The sequence below is a fragment of the Bacillus sp. C-3-6 genome (genome assembly GCF_054509685.1).
Map to the genome: position 1 here is coordinate 736,308 of NZ_CM137247.1, position 23,693 is coordinate 760,000.

The following is a 23,693-nucleotide window of genomic DNA, read 5'->3' on the forward strand; positions in this document are numbered from 1 at the left end:
TTTACTCTAATATGTTTTTTAGTGTATCGATATGCTCTTTTGAACCTGTTACAAGTAATGTATCGCCGTGTTGTAGTCTTGTATCACCATGTGGTATTAATGCTTTATTACCGCGGTAGATTTGAATGACAAGTACATCACCTAAAAACGGAAGGCGGCGAAGCGCAATGCCGTTATATTTATTGCTGAGTAGTTCAACTTCGCGTACTGTTTCGTTTGCTGTTGTAATTAAGCGAACGAGACTAGGTTTATCAATAAGTGCACGTAATAAAATACGTGTAGAGTTAATTGTTGAGAATACAGCGATATGTTCTTGCGTTGCTTTTTCTTGTAGAAGTGGATCTTCTACACTTGCAATAACATGTTCAACACCTAGCTCTTTTGCATGTTCTGCTAATAATAAGTTTTGTTCATCATCGCTTGTTGCAACAACGACGCGATCTGCATCAAATGCTGTTTGTTCAGTTAATGATGCGATTGTGAGGTCATCTAATTTCACGATAGGGAAGTCATGCGATTTCGCTTCCTCATCATTTATTTTGTTTTGACGCATCATATATAGCGTTACGTCATAATCTTCTCGTTTTAAATCTAGTGATAACGGAAGGGTAATTCTGCTCGCGCCAATAATAGCTACTTTTGGTTTTGGTGTTTCTACTTTTGGGAACATTTTTTTAAACAATATAGGTGCAAAAATACAAGTAATAACTGCGCTTAAAATAAGAGAGGCAGATAAACTTGGACTGATGATCCCTAGTTTTTCACCAATTTGTGCAGCCGCGATAACTAAAGAAAGTGTCGATGTTAATAAGATTGCACTTCCAAGTACGATATTACGTGGATACCATTTTCGTAAGACGAGTGATGGTAAGAGTTTTGAAATAAAGAGTCCTACAATTAAGATTGGGATCATTAGCATGCTAGAAGGCTCTTTAAAAATAGACCATACCTCTAGATTTACACCAACCATTACGAAGAAAATAGGGATGAAGAAACCATAGCCGATGGAATCAAGTTTTTCCACCATATCTTCATTAGGTGATAATAACGATACAAGTACACCTGCTAAGAAGGCACCTAAAATATTTTCTGCTCCAACAGATTCCGATAACCCAACTAAGATTAAAATGAGTGCAAAAACAGCCCGTGTATCAATTTGTACACTACCAGCTTTTAAACTATCTAAGTATGGAATGTTTTTAAAGCGTTTTGCAATAAAGTAAATGACAATACCGGCACCGAATAGAAGAAGTAAGAGCCACATACTTTGGCCGCTTTCGGAATTTAATCCGACGAAAACAGCGAGTAAAATCATTGTAACTAAGTCTGCAATAACAGCAACTAATAAAATGATTTGTCCGATTGCAGTTTTTCCTAGGTTGTTCTCTTTTAGTGTTGGTACAACAACACCTAAAGAAATAGTTGAAATAATTAAAGTCATGAACATTGCATTATCTACAAATCCTAGCCATACGAATAGTAATGATAGGGCATAAGATAAGATGAAAATAAATAAGAAGATAATGCTTGCTGCTTGAAATGTATTTGGTTCGTTTGTCGTATTTTTTTTCCCTTTTTGTTTAAAGATAGAAAAATCAATTTCTAAACCGCTTAAGAACATGAGGAAGATAAATCCTAATGTTGATAAAACTTGAAGCCACATATCTGGCTCAATAATATTAAACCCACTTTTACCTACAAAGATTCCTGCAATAATTTCTGCAACGACAACAGGAAGTGCTTTTAATTTAAAGCGTTGTAACAAAAGGGGAACGAAAAACGCGATTGCAACGACAACCATAAGTGATAGAACAGAAGTATGATGTTCCATTGCGTTCTCTCCCTTCAAATAAATATAGTACCTATTTAGCCATATAATAGGTAGAAAAGCAACGCATATGGATTCGATTTCATAAAGAAAGACTTTTCTTAACGTTTGTTATAATAAGTATATTCTTCATGATTCTGCTGTTAATTCCGTAATGTGGATGTAATAGGGGAGGGAATAAAAAAAGACTGCTGAGATTCCTCAGCAGTCTTTTTCATGTACATTACATTGAGAAGAAGATCCATACAGTTAAACCAACTGTTGCAGTTGCAACGAAGAAACTGTATATCATTGTAAGAATTTGAACTCTTCCTTCTCCTTCTTTTAAATGCATGAACATAATTAATTGTAACAATGCTTGCGCAACAGCCATTATGATAATAGTTGTTAAGACTGTTGAAAGTGGCAATGTTGTGTAAAGTGCCACGTATAACGCTAGAAACGTTAATGCAAGCGATAAAATAAATCCGAAAACGTGTGACCAAGGGAATCCGCTATGCGCATGCCCGTTTGCTTGATTGTTGTTTTGAGCCATTTACGCCACCATCCCGTTCAAGTAAACTAGTGTGTAAATAAAGACCCAAACTAGATCAAGGAAATGCCAGTATAAGCTGATAATGAATACTTTACGAGCTGTAACTGGTGTTAAACCTCGTTTTAAAATTTGGATAATAACACAAGTTGCCCAAATGATACCGCCTGTTACGTGGGCTCCGTGCGTTCCAAGAAGAACGAAGAATGCAGATAGGAAAGCACTTGTTTGAATTGTTGCGCCTTCACCGATGTACATAATGAACTCTTCGATTTCAAAGAATAGGAAACCTGCACCTAAAAGTAATGTAAGGATGAACCATCCAAGCATTGCTTTTTGGTTGTGCTTACGCATTTCGTGAATTACGATACCACATGTGAAACTACTTGTTAAAAGTAGTAATGTTTGAATTAAAAGCGTTTTAAGTTCAAACAGTTGCGCTGGAGTTGGGCCATCTGCCGTACGACCAGCAAGGACTAGATAAGAGGCGAAAAGTGTTGCGAACAGCATAATTTCAGCCCCAAGAAAAATCCAGAATCCTAGGATATTCAATCTGCTTTGTTCGGATTGATATTCCAAAGGTAAGCTTTTATCTAAAGCCGCCATGTCATTTCACCTCTCATGCTATATGTTCTGTTTCTTTAATTTCATCAACGCTTACGTAGTAGCCATCATCATAATCGAATGAACGATAGATTAAGCAAGCTAAAATACCAACGCCGCCGATTGCTGCAAGCCAGAACCAGCTAAATACTAATGCGAAACCTGCAAGACCGAAGAATAAAGACGCAATAATAGGCACACCAGAGTTACTTGGCATGTGAATTGGTTTGATATCTTCTGCTGCTGGTGTAACTGTTTCTCCGCGTTTTTTCATGTACCAGAAAGCATCAGCTTCTTTGATTTCAGGAAGTTTCGCGAAGTTGTAATGTTGTACAGGAGATTGAGTTGCCCATTCAAGTGTACGGCCATCCCATGGATCTCCAGTTGTGTCACGTTCACCGTGACGTGCACTCCAAATTACGTTGTAGCAAAGAAGTAGGAAGCCAATACCCATCATTACCGCACCAACAGATGCGATTTGGTTTAGCCATCCCCATCCAAGACTTTCAGAGTAAGTGTACATACGACGAGTCATACCGTCTAAACCTAAGAAGTACATTGGGAAGAAACAGATGTTGAATCCGCTCATAAAGATCCAGAATGTCCATTTACCTAGGCGTTCATTTAACATATGACCAGTCATTTTTGGATACCAGAATGTGAATCCAGCAAGCATAGCGAATACTGTACCTGCGATTAATACGTAGTGGAAGTGAGCGATTAGGAAGTAGCTGTTATGGTATTGATAATCAGCTGCTGCCATTCCAAGCATAACCCCTGTAACCCCACCGACTACGAAGTTTGGAATAAATGCCAATGACCAAAGCATTGGAACTGTAAAACGGATACGTCCTTTATACAGTGTAAACAACCAGTTAAAGATCTTAACACCGGTTGGAATCGAAATCGCCATTGTCGAAATCGAGAAGAATGAGTTAACCGCTGGACCTGCACCCATCGTGAAGAAGTGGTGAAGCCATACGACGAAACTTAGTAAAGAAATTGCAACCATTGAGTATACCATCGCACTGTAACCGAATAGACGCTTACGTGAGAATGTACTAATGATTTCAGAGAAAATACCGAATGCCGGTAAAATAACGATATATACTTCAGGGTGACCCCATACCCAGAACAGGTTGGCCCATAACATCGGCATACCGCCGCTCGCCATCGTAAAGAAGTGAGCATCGAATAGACGGTCAAATGTCATTAATGCAAGAGCAACTGTTAATACTGGGAAAGCGAAAATAATGATAATTGTTGTAATTAAGATTGACCAAGTAAACATTGGCATTCTCATTAAAGTCATACCAGGTGTACGCATTTTTAAGATAGTAACAAGGAAGTTAATACCGGTCATTAGCGTACCGAGACCTGAAATCTGTAATGCAATTGCGTAGTAGTTATTTCCTACGCCTGAAGTAAACTCTGTACCTGCCATTGGGAAGTAAGAAGTCCACCCAGCGTCTGGAGAACCACCGATTACGAAAGCGATGTTGAATAACATTGCTCCGACAAAGAATAACCAGAAACTTAAAGCATTTAAGAACGGATATGCAACATCACGAGCACCAATTTGTAATGGTACTACAAGGTTCATTAATCCCATAACGAATGGCATTGCCATGAAAAGAATCATTACTGTACCATGCGTTGTAAAGATTCCGTTATAGTGTTCAGCGTTTAAATAAGTTGTTTCTGGGAATGTTAACTGTGCACGGATCATTAAACCATCCATACCACCACGGAATAACATGATAACCGCAGAAATAATATACATGGCTCCGATTTTTTTATGGTCAACAGTTGTTAACCATTCGTCCCAAAGCCATTTCCATTTTTTATACTTTGTTAGTACGAAAATGATTGCTAATGTCACAAGAACGATAGAAGCGTCTGCACCGTAAATAATCGGGTCACCTGTGACAAAGAATTCATCAAGCTTCACTGTGTTCACTCCAATCTGTTGGAATAATAGCTATTATTTTTTGTTTTTGTAGTAGTTGTAATCACAATATTCAAGTGATTTTGGATCTACATAACTTAAGTGGTGACTAGAGAATGTCATACGACCAACTACACCAGGTTTAACAATTTCGTTGTACTTAGCTTCTGTTAGTTTAGGAGCAGTTTCTTGTACTTCTTTAACCCACTTGTCATATTTCTCTTTAGTTTTCGCTTCAACTTCGAACTCCATGTGTGTGAATCCTTCACCAGAGAAGTTCGCACTACGGCCTAGGTAAGAACCTGGCTTATCAGCTTGTAAATAAAGATCCATAATCATGCCATCCATTGTGTACTTCATACCACCAAGTTCTGGTACCCAGAAAGCATTCATTGGGCCGACAGAAGTCAGTTTGAATTGAATTGGTACACCAGCTGGGATGTTTAAATAGTTAACGGTTTCAATTTTTTCCTCTGGGTAACTGAATAACCATTTCCAGTTTGCAGATGTAACATAAATTTCAACTGGTTTAATATGTTTGGACTCTTTCGGAACCTCTTCCGAAGCATAAGTTGCTTTTACTGTTGGAATCGATAATGCGATAACGATAATAACAGGAACAAGCGTCCAAATAATTTCTAGTAATGTGTTACCGTGTTGTTCAGGTGGCTCATAGTCCATATTCTCTGGTTTTTCACGATAACGAATCAAGATGACTGTAAACAGAATGAATACAATTGCGATAATTAATGACATAAGCAAGAATGACCAAACAATTAAATCATACTGTGCTTTTGCAACAGGTCCTTGCGGATTTAATACTGCGAGTTTTTTATCACAGCCACCGAGGAACAGAAGTAATGATAACGGAAGAAGCGAAGCCAACTTCCAAAACGCTTTCTTTAGTTGCACGATTGAAAATCTCCTTTCTCCTTGGATTGAAACTATGCCAATAAAACAATATAAACCTATTAATTTATAGAAGGCAATAGTTTTTGATATATTGTTAAAAAATAGACACAAATGCACACTTTTTAAGGTGAATATCATTTGTAACTTGATTACATTGTAAACTATTTTCCAGAGAAAAACGTGATTGTGAAAATTTTAAGATAAATAAAGTTATACCAGGATATCCAAGAAATAGAAAAAAGCTATCTTATCATAAGAAAGATAGCTGAATATTTTGTATATTTAGTTTATTTCTCGTGTGATAGTTCGTGGCTGTTCAAGTGTGACAACTTTTTTATATTTAACTTGGTATAAAATGTAACAAATAATCATAAATGGAATGCCACAATAAAGAGCAATTCTTTGATCTGGAATGAAAGCCAAACTAACAAATGTAATGAAATTGAGCGAGAACGCTACGATTGGAACTAGCGGATAGAGCGGTGTACGATATTTTAAATCATTTATGTCGCCACCATTTTTCACGAAATTTCTACGGAAGAAAAACTGTGAAGCGGCGATTGACATCCACACGACAACAGCAGCCATTGCTGCAATAGAGGTTAAAACTAGAAAGACAGTATCTGCCGCAAATACACTTGTTAATAAAGAAAGGCTAGCGAAAATTAGGCTGAAAATTAGTGCATTTAGCGGTACACCTTTTTTAGTTAATTTCGTAAATGCTGGACTTGCCATTCCTTGTTTTGCCATCGCCCAAAGCATACGAGAATTTGCGTATAGACCAGAGTTAGCAACGGATAATACAGCTGTAATAATAACGAAGTTCATAATGTCTGCTGCATATGGGACACCGGCTACATCAAAAACAAGTACAAAGGGACTTTCGACTAGATTAGCCTCTTGCCATGGGAGTAAACCTACAACAACTGATATCGCTAAGACGAAGAAGAAGAGAGTTCGCCAAATTGTGTTTTTGATTGCTTTTGGAATTGTTTTTTCAGGGTTTTCACTTTCTCCTGAAGCGATTCCGATTAATTCTGTTCCTTGGAAGGAGTAATTTACTGTAATCATCGTAAGAAGAACAGCTAATGCGCCGTTTGGAAATAGCCCGCCATTTTCAGTGAAATTATGAAGCATTGGAGCTGGCTTTCCATTAAAGTCTAGTAGACCGAACATAACAGCGCCACCAAGTACGATAAAAATAACAATTGTCGCGACTTTTACACTTGCGAACCAAAACTCTGCTTCTGCATATGCTTTTGCTGATAAAGCGTTTAGGAGGAAGAGTGCTGCTGCAAATGTAACGCACCAAATCCATGAAGAAACGTCTGGAAACCAGCGTTTCATTAAAATACTTACAGTTGTTAACTCTACTCCCACCGTAACAGCCCAATTTAGCCAATACATCCAACCGACAACAAATCCAAAACCAGGTGAAATAAATTTGCTTGCATAGCTTTGGAATGAACCTGCTTCTGGCATAGCAACGGATAATTCACCAAGACATAACATCGTTAAATACATAACAAATCCACCGACTAAAAATGCAAGAATAGCACCACCAGGTCCGGCATTATGGACGATTTGACCAGATCCCATAAATAGACCGGTTCCGATAACGCCGCCGAGTGCAATCATAAATAGGTGTCTACTTTTCATTGTTCGTTTTAAATCTGTTTGTTCAATTTGTTGATTCATATGCCCCTCACCCCGTATTTTCTTGAATGTGTGAACTTCGTTTTATTCTGAGTTTTTAATCATTAGTGGGGGATGCAAAACACACTCGGTTTATTTGCTATGAAATGAATGGAGTATGTAAAAAAACGAACTATGACTAAATACTCTAAGAATGTTTGTTAACATGGTGATATCTTCACTATGTTAACAATTTTGATTTTAGCAAAATATTCTAGAAATGTATATTTATTTTTCTTTTTATTAAAAATAATTAGAATTTTTATAATTAATTCTATGAGCGATAATTCACATGATCTTTCTAGCAAACTAGTAAGAAGAAGGGTACAATGATAAGAGTTGTGTCTGTAAAATAATAATTAATGGAGTTTTGTTTATAATGAAAAAGTTAAAATATCTTTTTGTTTTTGGGATTATACTTGCTGCTGCATTTTTTATAGGAAAAGATAAAATCATGCAAAAGGCGCAAGTTCTACGCTTAGAGTTTCTATCTGAAATGAAAGAAGCAGCTATGATTGAAGATGTTCCGTTTATTAAACAATTACCAGAATTACCTCGAGGATGTGAAGTGACAAGTTTAGCTATGTTGCTGCAATATAAAGGTGTACAAGTAGATAAGATGCAACTTGCTAGCGAAATTCATCGCGTTCCATTTGAACAAAATGGCGTACGGGGAAATCCTTACGAAGGGTTTGTTGGAAATATTTACACAAAGGCAGAGCCTGGATATGGTGTATATAATCAACCGATTTTTAATTTAGCAGAAAAATATGTTCCTGAAAAAGTAATTAATTTAACAGGTAGAGACATGCAAGATATATATAAAGTAATTAGTTCTGGTTCACCGGTATGGGTCATTATCAATACGACGTTTAAGCCGCTAGCTGAAAGTAGTTTTGAAACATGGAATACGAGTTCGGGCGAAGTGAAAATTACATATTATGAGCATAGTGCAGTAGTAATTGGATATGATCAAAACTTTGTATATGTAAATGATCCTCTTAAAAATAATCCGCGTTTGGCTGTTCCACGAGCAGAATTTGAGAAAGCTTGGGAGCAAATGGGAAAACAAGCAATTACTATTTTATGATAATGAAAAAGTCATCTTTTGGATGGCTTTTTCTTTTTAGTTTATCATCACTGAAAATTCAGAAGATTCTTTTAAAAGTTAACAATTCACGTTATAATAACATTTAACTTGGTGAAGAAGGAGTGAAGGGGTATGGATGTTGCAAAGGAACTTGTTTTGTCAAAAAATCAGTTAGTTGAGTGGAGAAGGCATTTTCATAAGTATCCAGAGTTATCTTTTCAAGAAGAAAAAACATCGCAGTTTGTGTTCGACATACTTCGAAAATCCCCGTATTTAGAAGTGTCACGGCCGACTAAATATAGTGTGATGGCAAAATTAGTAGGTAAACAGCCGGGCAAAACAGTTGCGGTTCGAGCCGATATGGATGCTCTTCCTATTCATGAAGAAAATGAGTTTGATTTTATTTCTACATATAAAGGTGTGATGCATGCATGCGGTCATGATGGACATATAGCGATATTACTTGGAGTCGTACATAAGTTAGTGGAAGAAAGAGAGAAGATTAAAGGGGAGATTCGTTTTCTATTCCAACATGCTGAAGAAAATTTTCCTGGTGGTGCAGAGGAGATGGTTGCTGCAGGTGTAATGGAAGGTGTGGATTATATTATTGGTGCTCACCTTTGGGCGTCGTTAGAGGTTGGGAAAATAGGTGTTATTTATGGTCCTGCAATGGCTGCACCGGATGTTTTTAAAATTAAGATAGAGGGAAAAGGTGGACATGCTGGAATCCCTCATGAAACGGTGGATAGTATCGCAATCGGAACACAAGTCGTTTCGCAACTTCAGCAAATTGTATCTCGCCTCACGAATCCATTAGATTCGCTCGTAATATCTGTTACGCAATTTCATGCGGGGACAACTCATAATGTAATACCAGAGCAAGCCGAGATTGAAGGGACAGTGAGAAGTTTAAGACATGAATTACGAGGTGAAACAGAGAAGAAGATTGAGCGGATTGTGAAGTATATTACGGAATCTTACGGAGCGAAATATACATTTTCATATGAATATGGATATCGACCAGTTGTAAATGACTATGAAGCTACAGAGCTTATTGAACAAACGGCATTACAACTTTATGGAAGGGATAGAGTTGTTCGTTTACAGCCAACGATGGCTGGAGAAGATTTTTCAGCGTTTTTACAAAAGGCACCGGGGACATTCTTTTTTATCGGAGCAGGAAATAAAGAGAAAGGTATTATATATCCTCACCATCACCCTCGTTTTACGATTGACGAAGATGCATTACCGATTGGAGTGGAAGTCTTTGTATCAGCCATTATGAACTTTATAAGTAAAGGAGAATGAGATGAAGAAAATACACATCCTAGCGCTTATTCCAGTTCTTTGTTTAGTAGTTGGGCCAATATTTGCGAATTCAGTTACTCCTTACGTATTAGGGATGCCCTTTTTATTATTTTGGGTATTATTATCAGTGTTTATTACATCTCTTTGTATGGGGCTTGTGTACGTGTTTGATCCTGCTAATAAGGAGGATGTAAAATGACTGCATTACTTATCATTATTTTATTTTTGTTTCTCGCACTATTTTTAGGGATTCGGGCACAACATGGAAAAGATATGAATTTAGAGCAATGGTCAGTTGGAGGAAGAGGGTTTGGCACTATTTTTGTTTTTCTCCTTATGGCAGGTGAAATTTATACGACGTTTACATTTTTAGGAGGAAGCGGCTGGGCATATAGTAAAGGCGCACCTACCTTTTATATTTTAGGCTATGGTGCTTTAGCTTATCTTTTATCGTATTTTTTATTGCCACCGATTTGGAAGTATGCAAAAGAGCATAACCTTGTTTCGCAGTCGGATTTTTTTGCGAAGAAATACAGAAGTAAGGCGCTTGGACTTATTGTTTCAATTGTTGGTGTTGTTTCCATCATCCCATATCTTGTTTTACAGTTAAAGGGACTGGGAATTATCGTTTCAGAAGCGTCTTACGGAAGGGTATCACCTGTTGTTGCGGTTTGGATTGGTGCTATTGTTATAACTATATATGTAATGGTTTCAGGTATACACGGTTCAGCTTGGACGGCTGCTTTGAAGGATATTATGATACTGTTTATCGTTATGTTTTTAGGTATATATTTACCGTATCATTATTATGGAGGATTTCAGCCGATGTTTGAAGCTGTAGAAGCAGCGAAACCAGGATTTTTATCTTTACCTGAAGAAGGAATGAGTATTTCTTGGTTTGTTTCTACTATTATATTAACGGCCCTCGGTTTCTATATGTGGCCTCATACATTTGCTTCTGCTTTTTCTGCAAAAAATGAAAAAGTATTTCGTAAAAATGCAGCAATTATGCCATTGTATTCTTTAGTGTTACTTTTCGTATTTTTCGCAGGGTTTGCTGCTATATTGCAAGTTCCTGGGTTAAAGGGAGCGGATGTAGATCTTTCGTTAGTCCGTCTTGCTTTACAAACTTTTGATCCTTGGTTTATTGGGATTATTGGTAGTGCGGGAGTATTAACGGCATTGGTTCCAGGCTCTATGCTTGTTATGGCGGCTTCTACACTGTTAGCAAAAAATATTTATCGAACGATTGTTCCATCTGCTTCAGATAGACAAGTTGCTAAGATGGCAAAATTATTTGTGCCTGTAGTAACGCTCGTGGCAGTTTTATTTACATTTAAAGGAGGGGAAACAATAGGAGCGCTTCTCTTAATGGGGTACAGTATCGTTACGCAACTTTTCCCTGCACTTGTATGTAGCTTGTTTCCACGCCAAATTGTTACGAAGCAAGGAGCGATTGCAGGAATGGGAGTTGGGCTGTTAGTGGTCGCATATATTACCTTATCTGGCTCAACTATAGCTACGATGTTTCCGAGTTTTCCGCAGTATATAAAAGATTTGAATGTGGGCATAGTCGCATTGTTAATTAATATGATTGTGATGTTTGTAGTTAGTGGATTTACAAAAGGTGTATTTATAAAGAAAAACACTACAATAGTAGAAAAGTAATTCGTTTATTGGGGCTATCTTTGCAAAGAGATAGCTCTTTTTTGTATATATTTTCTTCTATTAGCGGAATCTAACTAAAAACTTGTTGAAAAGGAAGTTAGGTGGGGAAATTGTTAGAGCTTGAAGGTAACTTATTTGAAGTTATGAAAGAAATTAGGGATGAGTTAGGTTCACCTAATGATTTAACAATTAGAGAAGTTGCTCTTGCTGGGAGTTTTACACGTTGTGCGGTTGTGTTTTTATGTGGATTAACAGATAAGGATAATGTTTATAAATATGTCATTCGCACACTGCAATACGAAGAAATTCAAAATGAGGAAGCTGTTGTTCAAACGTTATTGGATCGTTTTATTTCTATCGCAGAAGTGGGTGTAAAGACGAAGTTTCCAGATATTATGAATGCGATTTTAGCGGGAGATACAGTTATATTAATTGATAATATTCAAACTGCTATCGTTATTAATAGTAGGGCTTGGGAGAAGAGAAGTTTAGAGCCACCAGTGACAGAAGATTTAATACGCGGACCGAGAGTTGGATTAAATGAAGATATTAATGTGAATAAAATGTTAATCCGACGCAGTTTACGCGATCCAAAGTTGAGGTTCCAATCTTATATTATGGGGAAGCGATCGCAGAAAGAAGTAACCCTAGTATATATAGAAGATATTATAAATCCTCACATTGTAAAAGAGTTAGATCGCCGTCTTCAATCAATAGTGACAGATGTCGTTTTGGAAACAGGTACGATTGAACAATTAATTCAGGATAATAATTTATCCCCATTTCCACAATTTTTGAATACGGAGAGGCCTGATAATATTATAGCCTCATTAGCGAAAGGGAAGGCGGCCATTTTAGTAGATGGATCCCCGTTTGCTCTTATCGCGCCACTCGTATTTGTTGATATTTTTCAATCTGTAGAAGATCATTACGAGCGCTGGGTGATTGGAACGTTATTAAGATTTTTACGTATGGGATCAGGTATAATTGCGGTTTTGTTACCAGCTATGTATGTAGCGCTTGTATCTTACCATCAAGGACTTATTCCTTCTAAACTGGCTTATTCAATTGCGGGTGCGAGGGAAGGTGTTCCGTTTCCAGCATATATTGAAACGTTAATGATGGCCTTGACTATGGAATTAATACGGGAAGCTGGAATCCGATTGCCGAAACCGATGGGACAAACGATAGGGATTGTAGGAGGTCTTGTAATTGGAGAAGCTGCGGTAAATGCAGGGATTGTAAATCCGTTTTTAGTTATTATTATTGCGGTTACTGCGATTGCTACGTTTTCGCTTCCTGTATATAGTATTACGATTACGTTCCGAATTTTACTTTTCGTCTTTGTATTAGCTGCAACGGCTTTTGGGTTGTATGGGATCATTCTAGCTCTGATTGCACTTGCTATTCATATTACAAATTTAACAAGTGTTGGTATACCGTATACAACTCCAATTGCTCCTGCATTTTATAAAGATTGGAAAGAAGAATTTATTCGCATGCCAAAATCGATGTTGAAAGATAGACCAGAGTACTTACAAACAAAAGATTCTACAATACGTCCAAAGGAGCGAAAATAATTGAAACCATTTGAGTATGGCGATGAAGAGATTGGATCTCGGGAAATTGGATTTGCGGTATCATCGACTATTATTGGTATAGGGGCATTGTCTATGCCAAGAGATATCGCTAACCAAACTTTATTTTCGGACGGTTGGATTATTTTGCTTTTGGGTGGAGTGATCTGCGCAGTTTTAGGCTGGTTTGTGACGAGAGTGGCTATCTTATTTCCGAAACAAAATTTTGTTCAATATACGAGTGCGCATTTGACGAAGCCTGTTGCATACACAATTAGTAGTATTTTAGTATTAACGTTTGCTGCTTTGACAGCATATGAATCGCGAATGATTTCAGTTATTTCTCAAACGTATTTATTTAGTGATACACCAATACAACTACTGTCTTTCTTCTTCTTATTAGTTGTTATTTATGGAATAGCAGGATCAAGAGCAGCCTTATTAAGGTTAAGTGTTTTATTCTTACCTATTGTTTTAATTGCGATAGTACTCCTTTCTTTATTGAATATAAATTTAATGGAAATAAATAATTTACTACCAGCTTTTCAAACGAAAGTAAGTCAATATGCTGTTGGAGTTAAAAATTCTGTTTTTACGTTTATTGGATTTGAAGTAGCTCTGTTTTATGCGGTGTTGCTGAATGATAAGACAGCGAAAAAAGCGCCAATGGCAGTCGCGAAAGCAGTGATGGTAAACGTGCTGTCATACATTTTAATTTATGTAACTTGTATTAGTGTTTTTACGTATATGACAACACGTGGATTGACATATCCAACAATTGAATTAGGGAAAGAAATTGAAATTGGTGGAGGGTTTTTAGAAAGGTTTGATGCGATTTTTTTTACGACCTGGATTATTACTATTTATAACACTACAGCAATGTATTATGACGTCGCATCTTTATTGTTTTGTGCTATGTTTCCGAAAGTGAAGAAACATATTTTTATTTTCGTAAGTGCCCCTATTATTTTTATGGTGAATATGATACCTAGTAGTTTGAATACTTTATCAAGTTATGGGACTTATTTAGCTTGGATAGATATGGGAGTTGTTGTGTTAGCGCCTTTGCTCATTTTGATTGTATATAAAATAAAAAGAAGGAATGGTGGCAATGAAACACCTTCTTAAAATTATAATGGTTATGGCTTTAACTGGATTTATGAGTGGGTGTTCTGAGTTAGAAGAGATAGAAGAAAGAGGATTTGTAGTAGGAGCGGCTTACGATATCGTGAAGGAGAAGAAAGCGAATCCAATTATGAAAGGGACCTATCAGATGGTACTCCCTAGTAAATTGTCTCAACAGGGCGGACAAGGGGGTGGGGATAGCGAAAATTATATTAATGTTAGTGCAAAAGCAGATAGTGTATTTGAACAAATAAGAATAATCGCAAAAAAAATTAGTCGTACATTATTTTTCCCTCATATACAGGTGATTATTTTCTCTGAAGAATTACTTTCACATCCATACATTTTACAAAATACGTTAGATGTATATATTCGCGATCATGAGATGAGAAGAAATATTCGTTTGTTCGTTTCTAATAAAAATGCCGAAGCTATTTTAAAACAAAGTGCCAAGCCTGAAAATTTACCGGCGCAGTATATTGATATGTTAGCTGAACACCCTCCGAAAAATGCCCAAATGATTGAGGCTGCAAGAATTGGTGAGGTGCAGGAAAAGATGATCTCTAACCGAAGTTTTGTATTGCCTATTCTGGAACTAACAAAGCAAGGAGTACAAATGAACGGTGCAGCATTGTTTCGTGGAAAGGATAATAAGTGTGTAGGCAATTTGAGTGGGGAAGAAACATTAGGGATGAATTATATAATAGGTAAAAAAATTGGAGGTTTTTTTACCATCCGTAAAAAGAATCAACTTATTACATATGAAATTCATAAGTTACGTCGAAAAATTAAAGTATCCACAACGAATGCTACAAAACCGAAATTTAATATTCATTTATTTCTGGAAGGTACAATAGCTGAGTTGCACTTTAGTGATCATAAAAAGGTTTTGAATGAAAAGCGTTTAGAGAAGGATATATCGGAGGAAATGGAGGAGCGTATTCAAAAATCGATTAAGCTTGTTCAAAAAAAATATAAGGTAGATGTATTAGAGTTAGGGGAAGTGTATAAGAGACATAATTATAAAGAATGGACAAAAATAAGTAAGAATTGGGATCAAGGCGAAAATTACTTTAGTAATGCTGAAATTACTGTTCACGTTCATCCAACAATTGAACATTCAGGTTCAGCTTTACCGAAAAGAGTGAAATAAGGTGATGAAAGTTGTTTACTGGATTAGGAATTAGTTGCACGATATTAATGGCGGTGCTGCCGGGGGCTATTTATTTCATTCATAAAAAACTCACAACGTATGGAGCGCAGCCGTGGAATACTGATGTACAAAAAAAGAAACCTGAATGATTTTCAGGTTTCTTTCGGGCAAAGCATATGTGAAGGGGGATGCCTTCTATGTATGCTTTGTTTTATACAAGCCCTAACCAATGTACCAATTGTGTAGAGAGGAATGTAACAACAATGGCGATAACGGTAGGGATTGCAAACGATAAGAATGTCCATTTTGCACTTTTTGTTTCTTTGTATATGTTAACCAGTGTTGTTCCACACGGGAAATGAAGAAGTGAGAACAACATTGTGTTTAACGCTGTTAACCAAGTCCAACCATTTTCTAGGAATAGATTTTTAATTTGATTAAAATCATCTATTTCAGTTAAAGCCCCAGTTGATAAGTAAGACATTAATAAAATTGGGATTACAATTTCATTAGCGGGTAGTCCAAGAATGAATGCAGCTAGAATAAACCCGTCAAGTCCTAACATTTTAGCAAATGGATCTAGGAAATTTACAAAATACATAAGTAAGCTTGTGTCACCGATAAAAATATTAGCAAGTAACCAAGTTAATGCAGCTGCAGGGGCAGCAACAACTATAGCTCGTTTTAAAACGTAGATTGATTTATCGAGTGTTGCGCGAACAATTGTATTCCAAACTTTTGGCTTGCGGTACGGAGGTAACTCCAGTGTGTAGTGAGTTGGAACCCCTTTTAAGGCTGTTTTTGATAGTACCCAAGAAACAGTTAATGTCATAATAACACCAATTACAACCATTCCAACTACAACGCCAGCAGTAACCAATGTTTGCATACTGTCTGTATAACCAGCAGCCATAAATAGTGAAGCCATTAAAATTAACATAGGCCAGCGACCGTTACAAGGAACGAAGTTGTTCGTTAAAATTGCTAGCATACGTTCACGTGGTGATTCAATGATACGTGTTGACATAATGGCTGCTGCATTACAACCAAATCCCATTGCCATTGTTAAAGATTGTTTCCCGTGTGCGCCGGATCGTTTGAATAAGCGGTCCATATTAAACGCGACACGTGGTAAGTATCCGTAGTTTTCTAATAGCGCGAACATAGGGAAAAAGATTGCCATAGGTGGTAACATAACGCTAATAACAGCACCGATACCACGGAACAAACCAAGTATTAAAATGCCATGTAACCATTCAGGTGCATGCGCTGCTTGGAACCAAGATGTTAAATATCCTTCGGCCCATCCGAAGAATTCGGCAATCATATCAGATGGTACGTTAGCGCCTGCAATTGTAAGATAAAAAATAATAGATAAAATACCGAGCATAATTGGGAATCCCCAGATTGGAGATGTGAAAATTTTATCTAGTTTTTCGGAACGATATAATTTATCAGTATTTGTATATTGGACAGATTCTTTACATATGCTTGCAGATGTTCGGTAAATATCTCCGACTATATCATCTCGTATATCTTCTTTTGAAAGTGTTTGTGCATGTTGAATAATATAGTCTAATGGAAGAGCTTTACTGGCTGAGTGAGATTCCATTAATTACGACCTCCCTTACAAGTGGTTCATTATGGCGTTTTTGAAGTGTAGTTAAGAAATTTTTATCTCCATCTAATATACGTAACGCAATCCAACGTGCTGGATACGTATCACCGAACACTTTATAAATTTGTGGTTCTAATTCCTGAATCATATTTTCGATTTTTTCGCTGTAAGTAATTTTAATTGGTGTTGGAATTAGTTTTTTATTTGCTACTTTTGCAATAGCATTTAGCAAATGACCAATACCTACTCGGTTACGTGCTGAAATTTTAACGACAGGTACACCAAGTGATTTTGCTAATTTCTTTTCATCAATAATAATGCCTTTTTTCTCGGCTTCATCAATTAAGTTAATGCAAATGACTACATTATTTGTCATCTCCATCACCTGGAGTGCTAAATTTAAATTTCTTTCCATAGCAGTTGCATCTATGACAACTACAGTTACTTCTGGTTTTTCGAATATAATATAATCCCTCGCTACTTCTTCGTCTGCGGAATTTGAGTATAGTGAGTAAGTTCCAGGTAAATCTATTAATGTATAATTACTTCCGTTATGTTCATATTCTCCTTCAGCTTTTAAAACAGTTTTTCCCGTCCAGTTTCCAGTATGTTGTTTTAAACCTGTTAAAGTATTAAATAATGTACTTTTCCCGGTATTCGGGTTACCAGCTAAAGCAATACGATGTTTGCTCATCTGAAATCATCTCCTATTAATACCCCGAAAATAAGGGAGCTTTCTTCTTTGCGCAGTGCAATAGTTGTGTTGCTCACTTGATAAGCGACCGGATCTCCAAGTGGACTGCGTTGCAATACTTTAATCGTTGCCCCTGGGATAAATCCCAAATCTAATAAACGTCGTTTCATAGTTCCTTCTAATTGTATCTTCTCAATTTGTACAAACTCCCCTGTTTTAAACTCGGAAAGGGGTTTAGTATTAGCCGATACCATAAAAGTTACCTCTTCTCTATATTTTTAGTGTTAGTTTAAAAAGTTTCCTTAGGTAAACTTTTTGTTAGTAATATAGTAGACTACATTGGATGATGCTGTCAATTAGTACTTTAAAAATATTCATTTAATTTTAGAATTGTTCCAATTTATTTAGTTGTACTAAAAAATATTACTGAAATTCTTTTTAATGTGCATAAATTAGGCGTGAAAAAGTTACAAAATACAGCGGAATTGTAAATGTAACTTTAACTAAAAGGGAAAAAGAGAGAAAAACATTTACATTGAATTTACATTGTTAAGAATAAATTTACATTACAGCATAGTTAGTGTGGTTTTTGTTTGCTTCTTTAACTACAAATGTTGGGATTCCTAGCTTTTAAGGATGATTATCGTCATTTACTTAAAATTAAAAATTGCTTAACACTCACATAATATTGTTGTCCTACAATGAATTTGTGTTCGAAAGAAAATGAATTCGAAAAGTGATAATCCAAATGGGGGTACAAGACATGGTTATGAAAAAAGGTATTAAATTTTCTTTAGCAGCTTTAGTGGTAGCAGGAGCATTAGTTGGGTGTGGGAAAGCAGAAGATACAACTAGTAAAGAAACTGCTAAAGGAAGCGATAATACAAAACAAGAATTATCAGGTACGATTGCAGCAGCTGGTTCTACAGCTCTTCTACCTCTTGCGGAGGAAGCTGGAAAGAAATTCATGGAGAAAAATTCAAAAGTTTCTATTCAAGTTCAAGGTGGCGGTAGTGGAACTGGGATTAACCAAGTAGCATCTGGTGCAGTGCAAATTGGTAATTCAGATGTTCCGTCTGGAGATAAAATAAAAGATGCTGAAAAGGCGAAAGAATTAGTAGATAACAAGGTAGCGGGTATTGCATTCGCTCTTGTCGTAAATAAAGATGTAAAAGTTGATAACTTAACAGTGCAACAAGTACAAGATATCTTCACTGGAAAAGTAACAAACTGGAAAGAAGTAGGCGGAAAAGATGAAAAAATCAACGTAATTAATCGTCCGGCTTCATCTGGTACACGTGCTACATTTGAAAAAACGATTATGAAAGACGCGAAAATTAATGATGGAACGGGTACAACACAAGATTCTAACGGTGCAGTAGAGCAAGCTATCAATTCTACTCCAGGTTCAGTAAGCTATTTAGCGATGTCTTACATGGTTGGAGATAAAAAAGGTGCACTACAAACAGTGAAAATTGATGGTGCTGAACCGAAAGTTGAAAACATTGCGTCTGGTAAATATCCATTCTGGTCTTACGAGTATATGGTAACAAAAGGTGAAGCGAAAGAAGCAACAAAAGCTTACATCGATTATGTAAAAGGTAAAGACTTTGAAAAGCAAGTAGAAGATATGGGCTACATTCCAATGTCTAAATTAAATAAGTAATAAAGTTTTATGGGGCTGGCTGCAAGGCCAGTCCTGTTCATTTCAATCTGTGAAGTGGGGTCTGTCCTGTGATGAAGGGGAAAAAACAAATTAATTACGTAAAAAGTGAATATATAGGAAGATCACTTGTTACGTTTTGTGGTATTTTTATTGTTTTAATTACATTAGCTATTATTGCGTTTATTTGTGGTAAAGGTATTCAATCTTTTACACAAAGTGGTATCTCGTTTACTGAGATGTTAACATCGACAAAATGGAATCCAAATGCTGATCAAGGATCCTTCGGGGCTTTAATTTTCATTGTAGGTTCAACGGTGGTTTCGTTAGGTGCGGTTATTATTAGTGCACCAATTGCTATAGCTCTTGCTATATTCATGAATTTAATTTCGCCAAAGTTTGGAAATAAAGTGTTGAAGCCTGTTCTAGAATTGTTAGTTGGTATTCCTTCGGTTGTATACGGATTATTAGGTGTTACGATTTTAGTACCACTATTACGTGATTCGTTTGGGGGAGTAGGCTTTAGTTTAATTGCAGGTATTGTTGTATTAAGTATTATGATTTTACCTACTATTGCTAGTATCGCTTCTGATGCAATACGTTCTGTTCCATTTGATTATTTAGAAGCTTCTTATGGTCTAGGATCAACGAAATGGCAAGCGATTAGCCGAGTGATTGTTCCTGCTGCGAAAAAAGGGATTTTAACAGGTGTTGTTTTAGGTTTAGCGCGTGCTTTCGGTGAAGCGTTAGCGGTTCAAATGGTAATCGGGAATACGATTAAATTACCAGAAGGAATATATAGTCCGACAGCGACGTTAACTGGTATTTTAACAATGGACATGACGAATACATTGAACGGAACTGCTTGGAACAATGCGCTATGGACTTTAGCGATGATTTTACTTGTTATTTCATTCCTGTTTATTTTAGTAATTCGAGCGATTGGGCAAAGAGGTGAGCGATAATAATGAATGCAAGAACGGTAAATAAAGTTTGGACAGGTATCTTTTATGCGGTTGCGGCTTTAGTTGTAGCTTTGCTAGTGTTCTTAGTATTTGAGATTTTACAAAAGGGATGGGGATTTTGGGATCCTAATTTCTTGTTTGGAGAACCAAGCAATACAAGAGCTGGTGGTGGGATTGGTCCGCAGTTATTCAATTCCTTCTACATGCTTGTTATAACGCTTATTATATCTATTCCTCTTGGATTAGGTGCTGGAATATATTTAGCAGAGTACGCAAAACAAGGACGTTTTTTAAATTTTGTTCGTCTATGTATAGAGACGATGGCGTCTTTACCTTCTATTGTTGTTGGTTTATTTGGTTTGTTAGTGTTCGTTACAATGACAGGTTGGGGATACACAGTAATGGGTGGTGCTCTTGCTTTAACTATTTTAAATTTACCAGGTTTAACGCGTGTTTGTGAAAATGCGATTTCAGAAGTTCCTCATAATGTAAAAGAGGCAAGTCTTGGATTAGGTGCAACGAAGTGGCAAACAATCGCTCGTATTATTATCCCATCGTCATTACCACAAATTATTACAGGGATTATTTTAGCGGCGGGTCGTATATTTGGGGAAGCGGCAGCATTAATTTACACAGCGGGTTTAACATCCCCGATTTTAAATTCAGCAGCGGATTTCTCAAGTCCTGCGCATCCTTTAAATCCGTTTAGACCAGCTGAAACATTAGCGGTTCACATTTGGAAATTAAATTCTGAAGGAGTTATTCCAGATGCGAAGTTGATTGCGACAAAATCTGCAGCTGTATTAATTATTATGGTATTACTATTCAATGTTATTTCACGCTTGATAGCATCTATATTACACAAGCGCTTTACAGGAACGAAAAGAAAAAGTAAAGCAACGAAAAAGGTAAAAGCGGCATAAATTATAAAGAAGAACTCTCTATTTATAAGTAGGGGGTTCTTTTGTATTTTAATATAGAAGGAATGGATGTAATGGTTGTTGAATTTGTGATTAATTATAAAGAAGAACAGATGTAATTTAGAGAGGAGTTTTAATTTGTTTTTTCTGCAAATGTCAGGTTTTCCTGGGTCAGGAAAATCGACAGTTTCTAAGTATATAGCGAAATTAACAGGTGCTGTAATTATAGATCATGATGTTTTGAAATCCGCGTTGTTAAAATCATTAAAAGTAAAAGGAATTGAATCAACGATTGTTGGTGGGCTTGCGTATGATGCCGAATGGGTATTGATTGATTCTTATTTAGAACAAGGGCATAGTGTTATATTGGATAGTCCGTGTTTATATGAGGGAATGGTTGAAAAAGGAAATAAATTATCAACTAAACATGGTGTGAAATATAAATATATTGAGTGTTATCTTAATGATATGGAAGAGATTAATAGGAGACTGCAAACACGTAAGCGTATGATCAGTCAAATTGAAAAGGTGGAGTCGGAAGTAGGTTTTGAAAAGTGGTTAAATGGTAGTCAAAGACCTTTAAATAATGAATACCTTATTGTGGATTCTAGTAAACCTATAGAGCAATATATGGAAAAAATGATGGATTATATGACTAAGTAGAGAAAAGACGTTATCTTCATTTGTGAAGATAACGTCTTTTGTTTTTAAATATCAGGTGTTTCTGTAGAAGTGCTTATTTTCCTACGGGAGCGTCTTTTTCTCCCGATTTTATCTAATAGTTCATACATAACTGGAACGACTACTAATGTAAGAACAGTCGAGACTGCCAAACCGCCGATGACAACGACGGCTAAACTTTTTGATACCATACTTCCTGCTTGGGATTGGCCAAATAGGAGTGGGAGCATAGCGACGATTGTTGTAATAGCTGTCATAATAATTGGGCGTAGTCTAGTAGAACCTGCTTCAAGTAAGGCTTCTCTAGTTTCCATTCCGTGTTCCCGATTTTGTTGGACTCTTTCTATTAATACAATAGCGTTTGTAACAACAATCCCGATTAACATTAATGCGCCAATCAAGGAATTTATATCAACAGGTGTTCTTGAGATGATTAATCCTAAAATACCACCGACAGCAGCTAACGGTAAGGAGAATAGGATTGCAAAAGGAGCGCGTGCTTGCCCGAAGGTGATAACCATAATTAAATATACAATCCCGATTGCAATCCCCATAATTTTGAATAAATCTGTAAAATTCTCTTGCATAGATTCAGTAGCTCCTGCGATATTTACTTTTGAACCGCTAGGTAAATCTAAGTCAGTTATCGCTTTATTTACTGCTGTGTTTACTTTACTCAAATCTTCATTTGAAGCTTCGGCGGTAATTTGAATTGTTTCTTTTCCGTCTTTATGGAAAATTTCTGTTTGCGTTTGTTTTTCTGAAATAGTTGCGATGTCTTTTAAAGGAATTGGTCCATTAGTAGGTGATAGTATGTTTGTATTTAAAATATCTTCTTGTTTAGTAATGTTTTCCTTTTTATGTTCTATCATAATAGTAGTTTTTTCATTATTAATTGTAATTTCGCCAATAGGTGATTTCTTCATAAGGAATGATACTTGTTGCGCAGCTATTTCTGGTGTTAAACCTAGTTGTTCAGCCTTTGTTTGATCAATATGAATTTGCCATTCTTTCTTAGAGTCTTCTAAATTCGTTTTTACTTTAGAAAGATCATCCATGCTTTTTAGTTTTGTTTCGACGATAGTAGCCGCCTCTTTTAAATCCGCTTCGTTAGTAGCTGTTACGTTAAATTGTAAGTTGTTGCCGCCGCCAGAGCTTGAATAACTTGTTTTTATATAATCAAGTTCAGCAGGCTCAAAAGTTTTATTTTCCTTTTTTAACTCTTTAATATATTGATCAATATCAGAACCTTTTTTAAAGACTACAAATATACTAGCAAGGTTATTTTTAGTTGTTTGCCCCCATTGTGCATCTTCTGCGCTAGATCCCATTCGTAAAATAACGTCTGTTACATCTGAATTAGAAAGTAATTTCTTTTCGAAATCGAATGCTTTTTGTTTTTGAGCTTCAGCATTATAATCGGCTGGAAATGTCATGTTAATAGATAACATTGTGTCGTCCTCAGATTTTATGTTTGCTTTCGGTAGTAATATATAGACTGCAATTGATCCTGCAAATAATAAAAATGCAGTAAGTAGAATAATGAATTTATGAGAAAGAGACCACTTTAACGTAGTGACATATCGTGATGAAGAACTTGGCTTTCGATGCTTTGTTTTTTTGAGTAGTAAAAAAGCCATAAGTGGAACGACTGTGAGTGCAACGATTAAGGATGATAGAATAGAATATACAACTGCTAATACCATAGGTAAC

The 23,693-nt window shown here is 36.4% G+C and carries 22 protein-coding genes (1 of these 22 only partly in view); 12 read left to right on the forward strand and 10 right to left on the reverse strand.

Annotated features, from left to right (window positions below):
* Position 1 precedes the first annotated feature (1 nt).
* From ACW0JX_RS03675 to ACW0JX_RS03700, 6 genes are all read right to left on the reverse strand, one after another.
* Positions 2-1,831, reverse strand: a complete 1,830-nt coding sequence (locus tag ACW0JX_RS03675) for a monovalent cation:proton antiporter family protein (RefSeq protein ID WP_459245376.1) — start codon at positions 1,829-1,831, stop codon at positions 2-4.
* Positions 1,832-2,051: 220 nt separating this feature from the next.
* Positions 2,052-2,363, reverse strand: coding sequence for a cytochrome aa3 quinol oxidase subunit IV (qoxD, locus tag ACW0JX_RS03680; protein ID WP_000068425.1), 312 nt, complete (start codon positions 2,361-2,363; stop codon positions 2,052-2,054).
* Positions 2,364-2,966 (reverse strand): cytochrome aa3 quinol oxidase subunit III, encoded by a 603-nt coding sequence (gene qoxC, locus ACW0JX_RS03685; RefSeq protein WP_000729314.1) that lies wholly within the window; start codon positions 2,964-2,966, stop codon positions 2,364-2,366.
* Positions 2,967-2,979: 13 nt separating this feature from the next.
* Positions 2,980-4,914 (reverse strand): cytochrome aa3 quinol oxidase subunit I, encoded by a 1,935-nt coding sequence (gene qoxB, locus ACW0JX_RS03690; RefSeq protein WP_000762374.1) that lies wholly within the window; start codon positions 4,912-4,914, stop codon positions 2,980-2,982.
* 33 nt (positions 4,915-4,947) lie between these two features.
* Complete coding sequence (locus tag ACW0JX_RS03695) at positions 4,948-5,823, reverse strand: cytochrome aa3 quinol oxidase subunit II (RefSeq protein WP_001176165.1); 876 nt, start codon at positions 5,821-5,823, stop codon at positions 4,948-4,950.
* A gap of 282 nt (positions 5,824-6,105) precedes the next feature.
* On the reverse strand, positions 6,106-7,521 hold the full coding sequence (locus tag ACW0JX_RS03700; RefSeq protein WP_459245377.1) for an amino acid permease: 1,416 nt from the start codon (positions 7,519-7,521) through the stop codon (positions 6,106-6,108).
* A gap of 376 nt (positions 7,522-7,897) precedes the next feature.
* Here ACW0JX_RS03700 and ACW0JX_RS03705 point away from each other — a divergent pair, with 376 nt between their 5' ends.
* From ACW0JX_RS03705 to ACW0JX_RS03740, 8 genes are all read left to right on the forward strand, one after another.
* Positions 7,898-8,608 (forward strand): C39 family peptidase, encoded by a 711-nt coding sequence (locus ACW0JX_RS03705; RefSeq protein ID WP_000734491.1) that lies wholly within the window; start codon positions 7,898-7,900, stop codon positions 8,606-8,608.
* Between the two features lie 132 nt (positions 8,609-8,740).
* Positions 8,741-9,916 carry an amidohydrolase gene (locus tag ACW0JX_RS03710; protein WP_064532085.1) on the forward strand — a complete coding sequence of 392 codons (1,176 nt, stop codon included), beginning with the start codon at positions 8,741-8,743 and terminating at the stop codon, positions 9,914-9,916.
* A 1-nt stretch (position 9,917) separates the two neighbouring features.
* Positions 9,918-10,115: a DUF3311 domain-containing protein gene (locus ACW0JX_RS03715; RefSeq protein WP_000719836.1), complete on the forward strand. Its 198-nt coding sequence runs from the start codon at positions 9,918-9,920 to the stop codon at positions 10,113-10,115.
* A complete protein-coding gene (locus tag ACW0JX_RS03720; RefSeq protein ID WP_063546480.1) occupies positions 10,112-11,584 on the forward strand; it encodes a sodium:solute symporter family protein in 1,473 nt (490 codons plus the stop codon). The genes ACW0JX_RS03715 and ACW0JX_RS03720 overlap by 4 nt, the downstream gene beginning before the upstream one ends.
* A 101-nt stretch (positions 11,585-11,685) precedes the next feature.
* Entirely contained in the window at positions 11,686-13,164 is a 1,479-nt protein-coding gene (gene gerLA / locus ACW0JX_RS03725) for a spore germination protein GerLA (protein WP_103574563.1), read from the forward strand.
* Complete coding sequence (gene gerLB, locus ACW0JX_RS03730; protein WP_459245378.1) at positions 13,165-14,289, forward strand: spore germination protein GerLB; 1,125 nt, start codon at positions 13,165-13,167, stop codon at positions 14,287-14,289.
* Complete coding sequence (gene gerLC, locus ACW0JX_RS03735; RefSeq protein WP_023521200.1) at positions 14,273-15,439, forward strand: spore germination protein GerLC; 1,167 nt, start codon at positions 14,273-14,275, stop codon at positions 15,437-15,439. Before gerLB ends, gerLC begins: the two co-directional genes overlap by 17 nt.
* A gap of 11 nt (positions 15,440-15,450) precedes the next feature.
* Complete coding sequence (locus ACW0JX_RS03740; RefSeq protein ID WP_000493991.1) at positions 15,451-15,588, forward strand: hypothetical protein; 138 nt, start codon at positions 15,451-15,453, stop codon at positions 15,586-15,588.
* Positions 15,589-15,650: 62 nt separating this feature from the next.
* On the opposite strand, the gene ACW0JX_RS03745 is transcribed toward ACW0JX_RS03740, so the two are convergent.
* Genes ACW0JX_RS03745 through ACW0JX_RS03755 form a run of 3 tightly spaced genes read right to left on the reverse strand, consistent with a single transcriptional unit; the run spans position 15,651 to position 18,005 of the window.
* Complete coding sequence (locus ACW0JX_RS03745) at positions 15,651-17,051, reverse strand: nucleoside recognition domain-containing protein (RefSeq protein WP_459245379.1); 1,401 nt, start codon at positions 17,049-17,051, stop codon at positions 15,651-15,653.
* Entirely contained in the window at positions 17,029-17,751 is a 723-nt protein-coding gene (locus tag ACW0JX_RS03750) for a FeoB small GTPase domain-containing protein (RefSeq protein ID WP_459245380.1), read from the reverse strand. Before ACW0JX_RS03750 ends, ACW0JX_RS03745 begins: the two co-directional genes overlap by 23 nt.
* Positions 17,748-18,005, reverse strand: a complete 258-nt coding sequence (locus ACW0JX_RS03755) for a FeoA family protein (protein ID WP_000252989.1) — start codon at positions 18,003-18,005, stop codon at positions 17,748-17,750. The genes ACW0JX_RS03750 and ACW0JX_RS03755 overlap by 4 nt, the downstream gene beginning before the upstream one ends.
* Positions 18,006-18,514: 509 nt before the next feature.
* On the opposite strand from ACW0JX_RS03755, the gene ACW0JX_RS03760 reads away from it, so the two are divergent.
* The 4 genes from ACW0JX_RS03760 to ACW0JX_RS03775 all read left to right on the forward strand — a co-directional run bounded on the left by ACW0JX_RS03760 (position 18,515) and on the right by ACW0JX_RS03775 (position 21,962).
* Positions 18,515-19,417, forward strand: coding sequence for a phosphate ABC transporter substrate-binding protein PstS family protein (locus ACW0JX_RS03760; RefSeq protein WP_000245112.1), 903 nt, complete (start codon positions 18,515-18,517; stop codon positions 19,415-19,417).
* Between the two features lie 71 nt (positions 19,418-19,488).
* Positions 19,489-20,379, forward strand: a complete 891-nt coding sequence (gene pstC / locus ACW0JX_RS03765) for a phosphate ABC transporter permease subunit PstC (RefSeq protein WP_000676676.1) — start codon at positions 19,489-19,491, stop codon at positions 20,377-20,379.
* A gap of 2 nt (positions 20,380-20,381) precedes the next feature.
* Complete coding sequence (pstA, locus tag ACW0JX_RS03770) at positions 20,382-21,302, forward strand: phosphate ABC transporter permease PstA (RefSeq protein ID WP_000994139.1); 921 nt, start codon at positions 20,382-20,384, stop codon at positions 21,300-21,302.
* A gap of 135 nt (positions 21,303-21,437) precedes the next feature.
* Positions 21,438-21,962, forward strand: coding sequence for an AAA family ATPase (locus ACW0JX_RS03775; protein ID WP_075718855.1), 525 nt, complete (start codon positions 21,438-21,440; stop codon positions 21,960-21,962).
* 44 nt (positions 21,963-22,006) lie between these two features.
* Here the strand turns inward: ACW0JX_RS03775 and ACW0JX_RS03780 are convergent, their stop codons facing one another.
* Positions 22,007-23,693, reverse strand: the 3' portion of a protein-coding gene (locus ACW0JX_RS03780; RefSeq protein WP_459245381.1) for an efflux RND transporter permease subunit. The gene runs 1,358 nt beyond the window's last position; 1,687 of the gene's 3,045 nt are visible here — the last part of the coding sequence; its start codon lies off the right edge, out of view; its stop codon occupies positions 22,007-22,009.

Excerpts from the sequence above, each read along its gene's own strand:
- ACW0JX_RS03755 (WP_000252989.1), bottom strand. The coding sequence starts at position 18,005 with ATGGTATCGGCTAATACTAAACCCCTTTCCGAGTTTAAAACAGGGGAG.
- ACW0JX_RS03710 (WP_064532085.1), top strand. The coding sequence starts at position 8,741 with ATGGATGTTGCAAAGGAACTTGTTTTGTCAAAAAATCAGTTAGTTGAG.
- ACW0JX_RS03760 (WP_000245112.1), top strand. The coding sequence starts at position 18,515 with ATGGTTATGAAAAAAGGTATTAAATTTTCTTTAGCAGCTTTAGTGGTA.
- ACW0JX_RS03675 (WP_459245376.1), bottom strand. The coding sequence starts at position 1,831 with ATGGAACATCATACTTCTGTTCTATCACTTATGGTTGTCGTTGCAATC.
- ACW0JX_RS03705 (WP_000734491.1), top strand. The coding sequence starts at position 7,898 with ATGAAAAAGTTAAAATATCTTTTTGTTTTTGGGATTATACTTGCTGCT.
- ACW0JX_RS03745 (WP_459245379.1), bottom strand. The coding sequence starts at position 17,051 with ATGGAATCTCACTCAGCCAGTAAAGCTCTTCCATTAGACTATATTATT.
- ACW0JX_RS03700 (WP_459245377.1), bottom strand. The coding sequence starts at position 7,521 with ATGAATCAACAAATTGAACAAACAGATTTAAAACGAACAATGAAAAGT.
- gerLC (WP_023521200.1), top strand. The coding sequence starts at position 14,273 with ATGAAACACCTTCTTAAAATTATAATGGTTATGGCTTTAACTGGATTT.
- pstA (WP_000994139.1), top strand. The coding sequence starts at position 20,382 with ATGAATGCAAGAACGGTAAATAAAGTTTGGACAGGTATCTTTTATGCG.
- pstC (WP_000676676.1), top strand. The coding sequence starts at position 19,489 with ATGAAGGGGAAAAAACAAATTAATTACGTAAAAAGTGAATATATAGGA.
- ACW0JX_RS03720 (WP_063546480.1), top strand. The coding sequence starts at position 10,112 with ATGACTGCATTACTTATCATTATTTTATTTTTGTTTCTCGCACTATTT.
- ACW0JX_RS03715 (WP_000719836.1), top strand. The coding sequence starts at position 9,918 with ATGAAGAAAATACACATCCTAGCGCTTATTCCAGTTCTTTGTTTAGTA.
- qoxD (WP_000068425.1), bottom strand. The coding sequence starts at position 2,363 with ATGGCTCAAAACAACAATCAAGCAAACGGGCATGCGCATAGCGGATTC.
- ACW0JX_RS03750 (WP_459245380.1), bottom strand. The coding sequence starts at position 17,751 with ATGAGCAAACATCGTATTGCTTTAGCTGGTAACCCGAATACCGGGAAA.
- qoxC (WP_000729314.1), bottom strand. The coding sequence starts at position 2,966 with ATGGCGGCTTTAGATAAAAGCTTACCTTTGGAATATCAATCCGAACAA.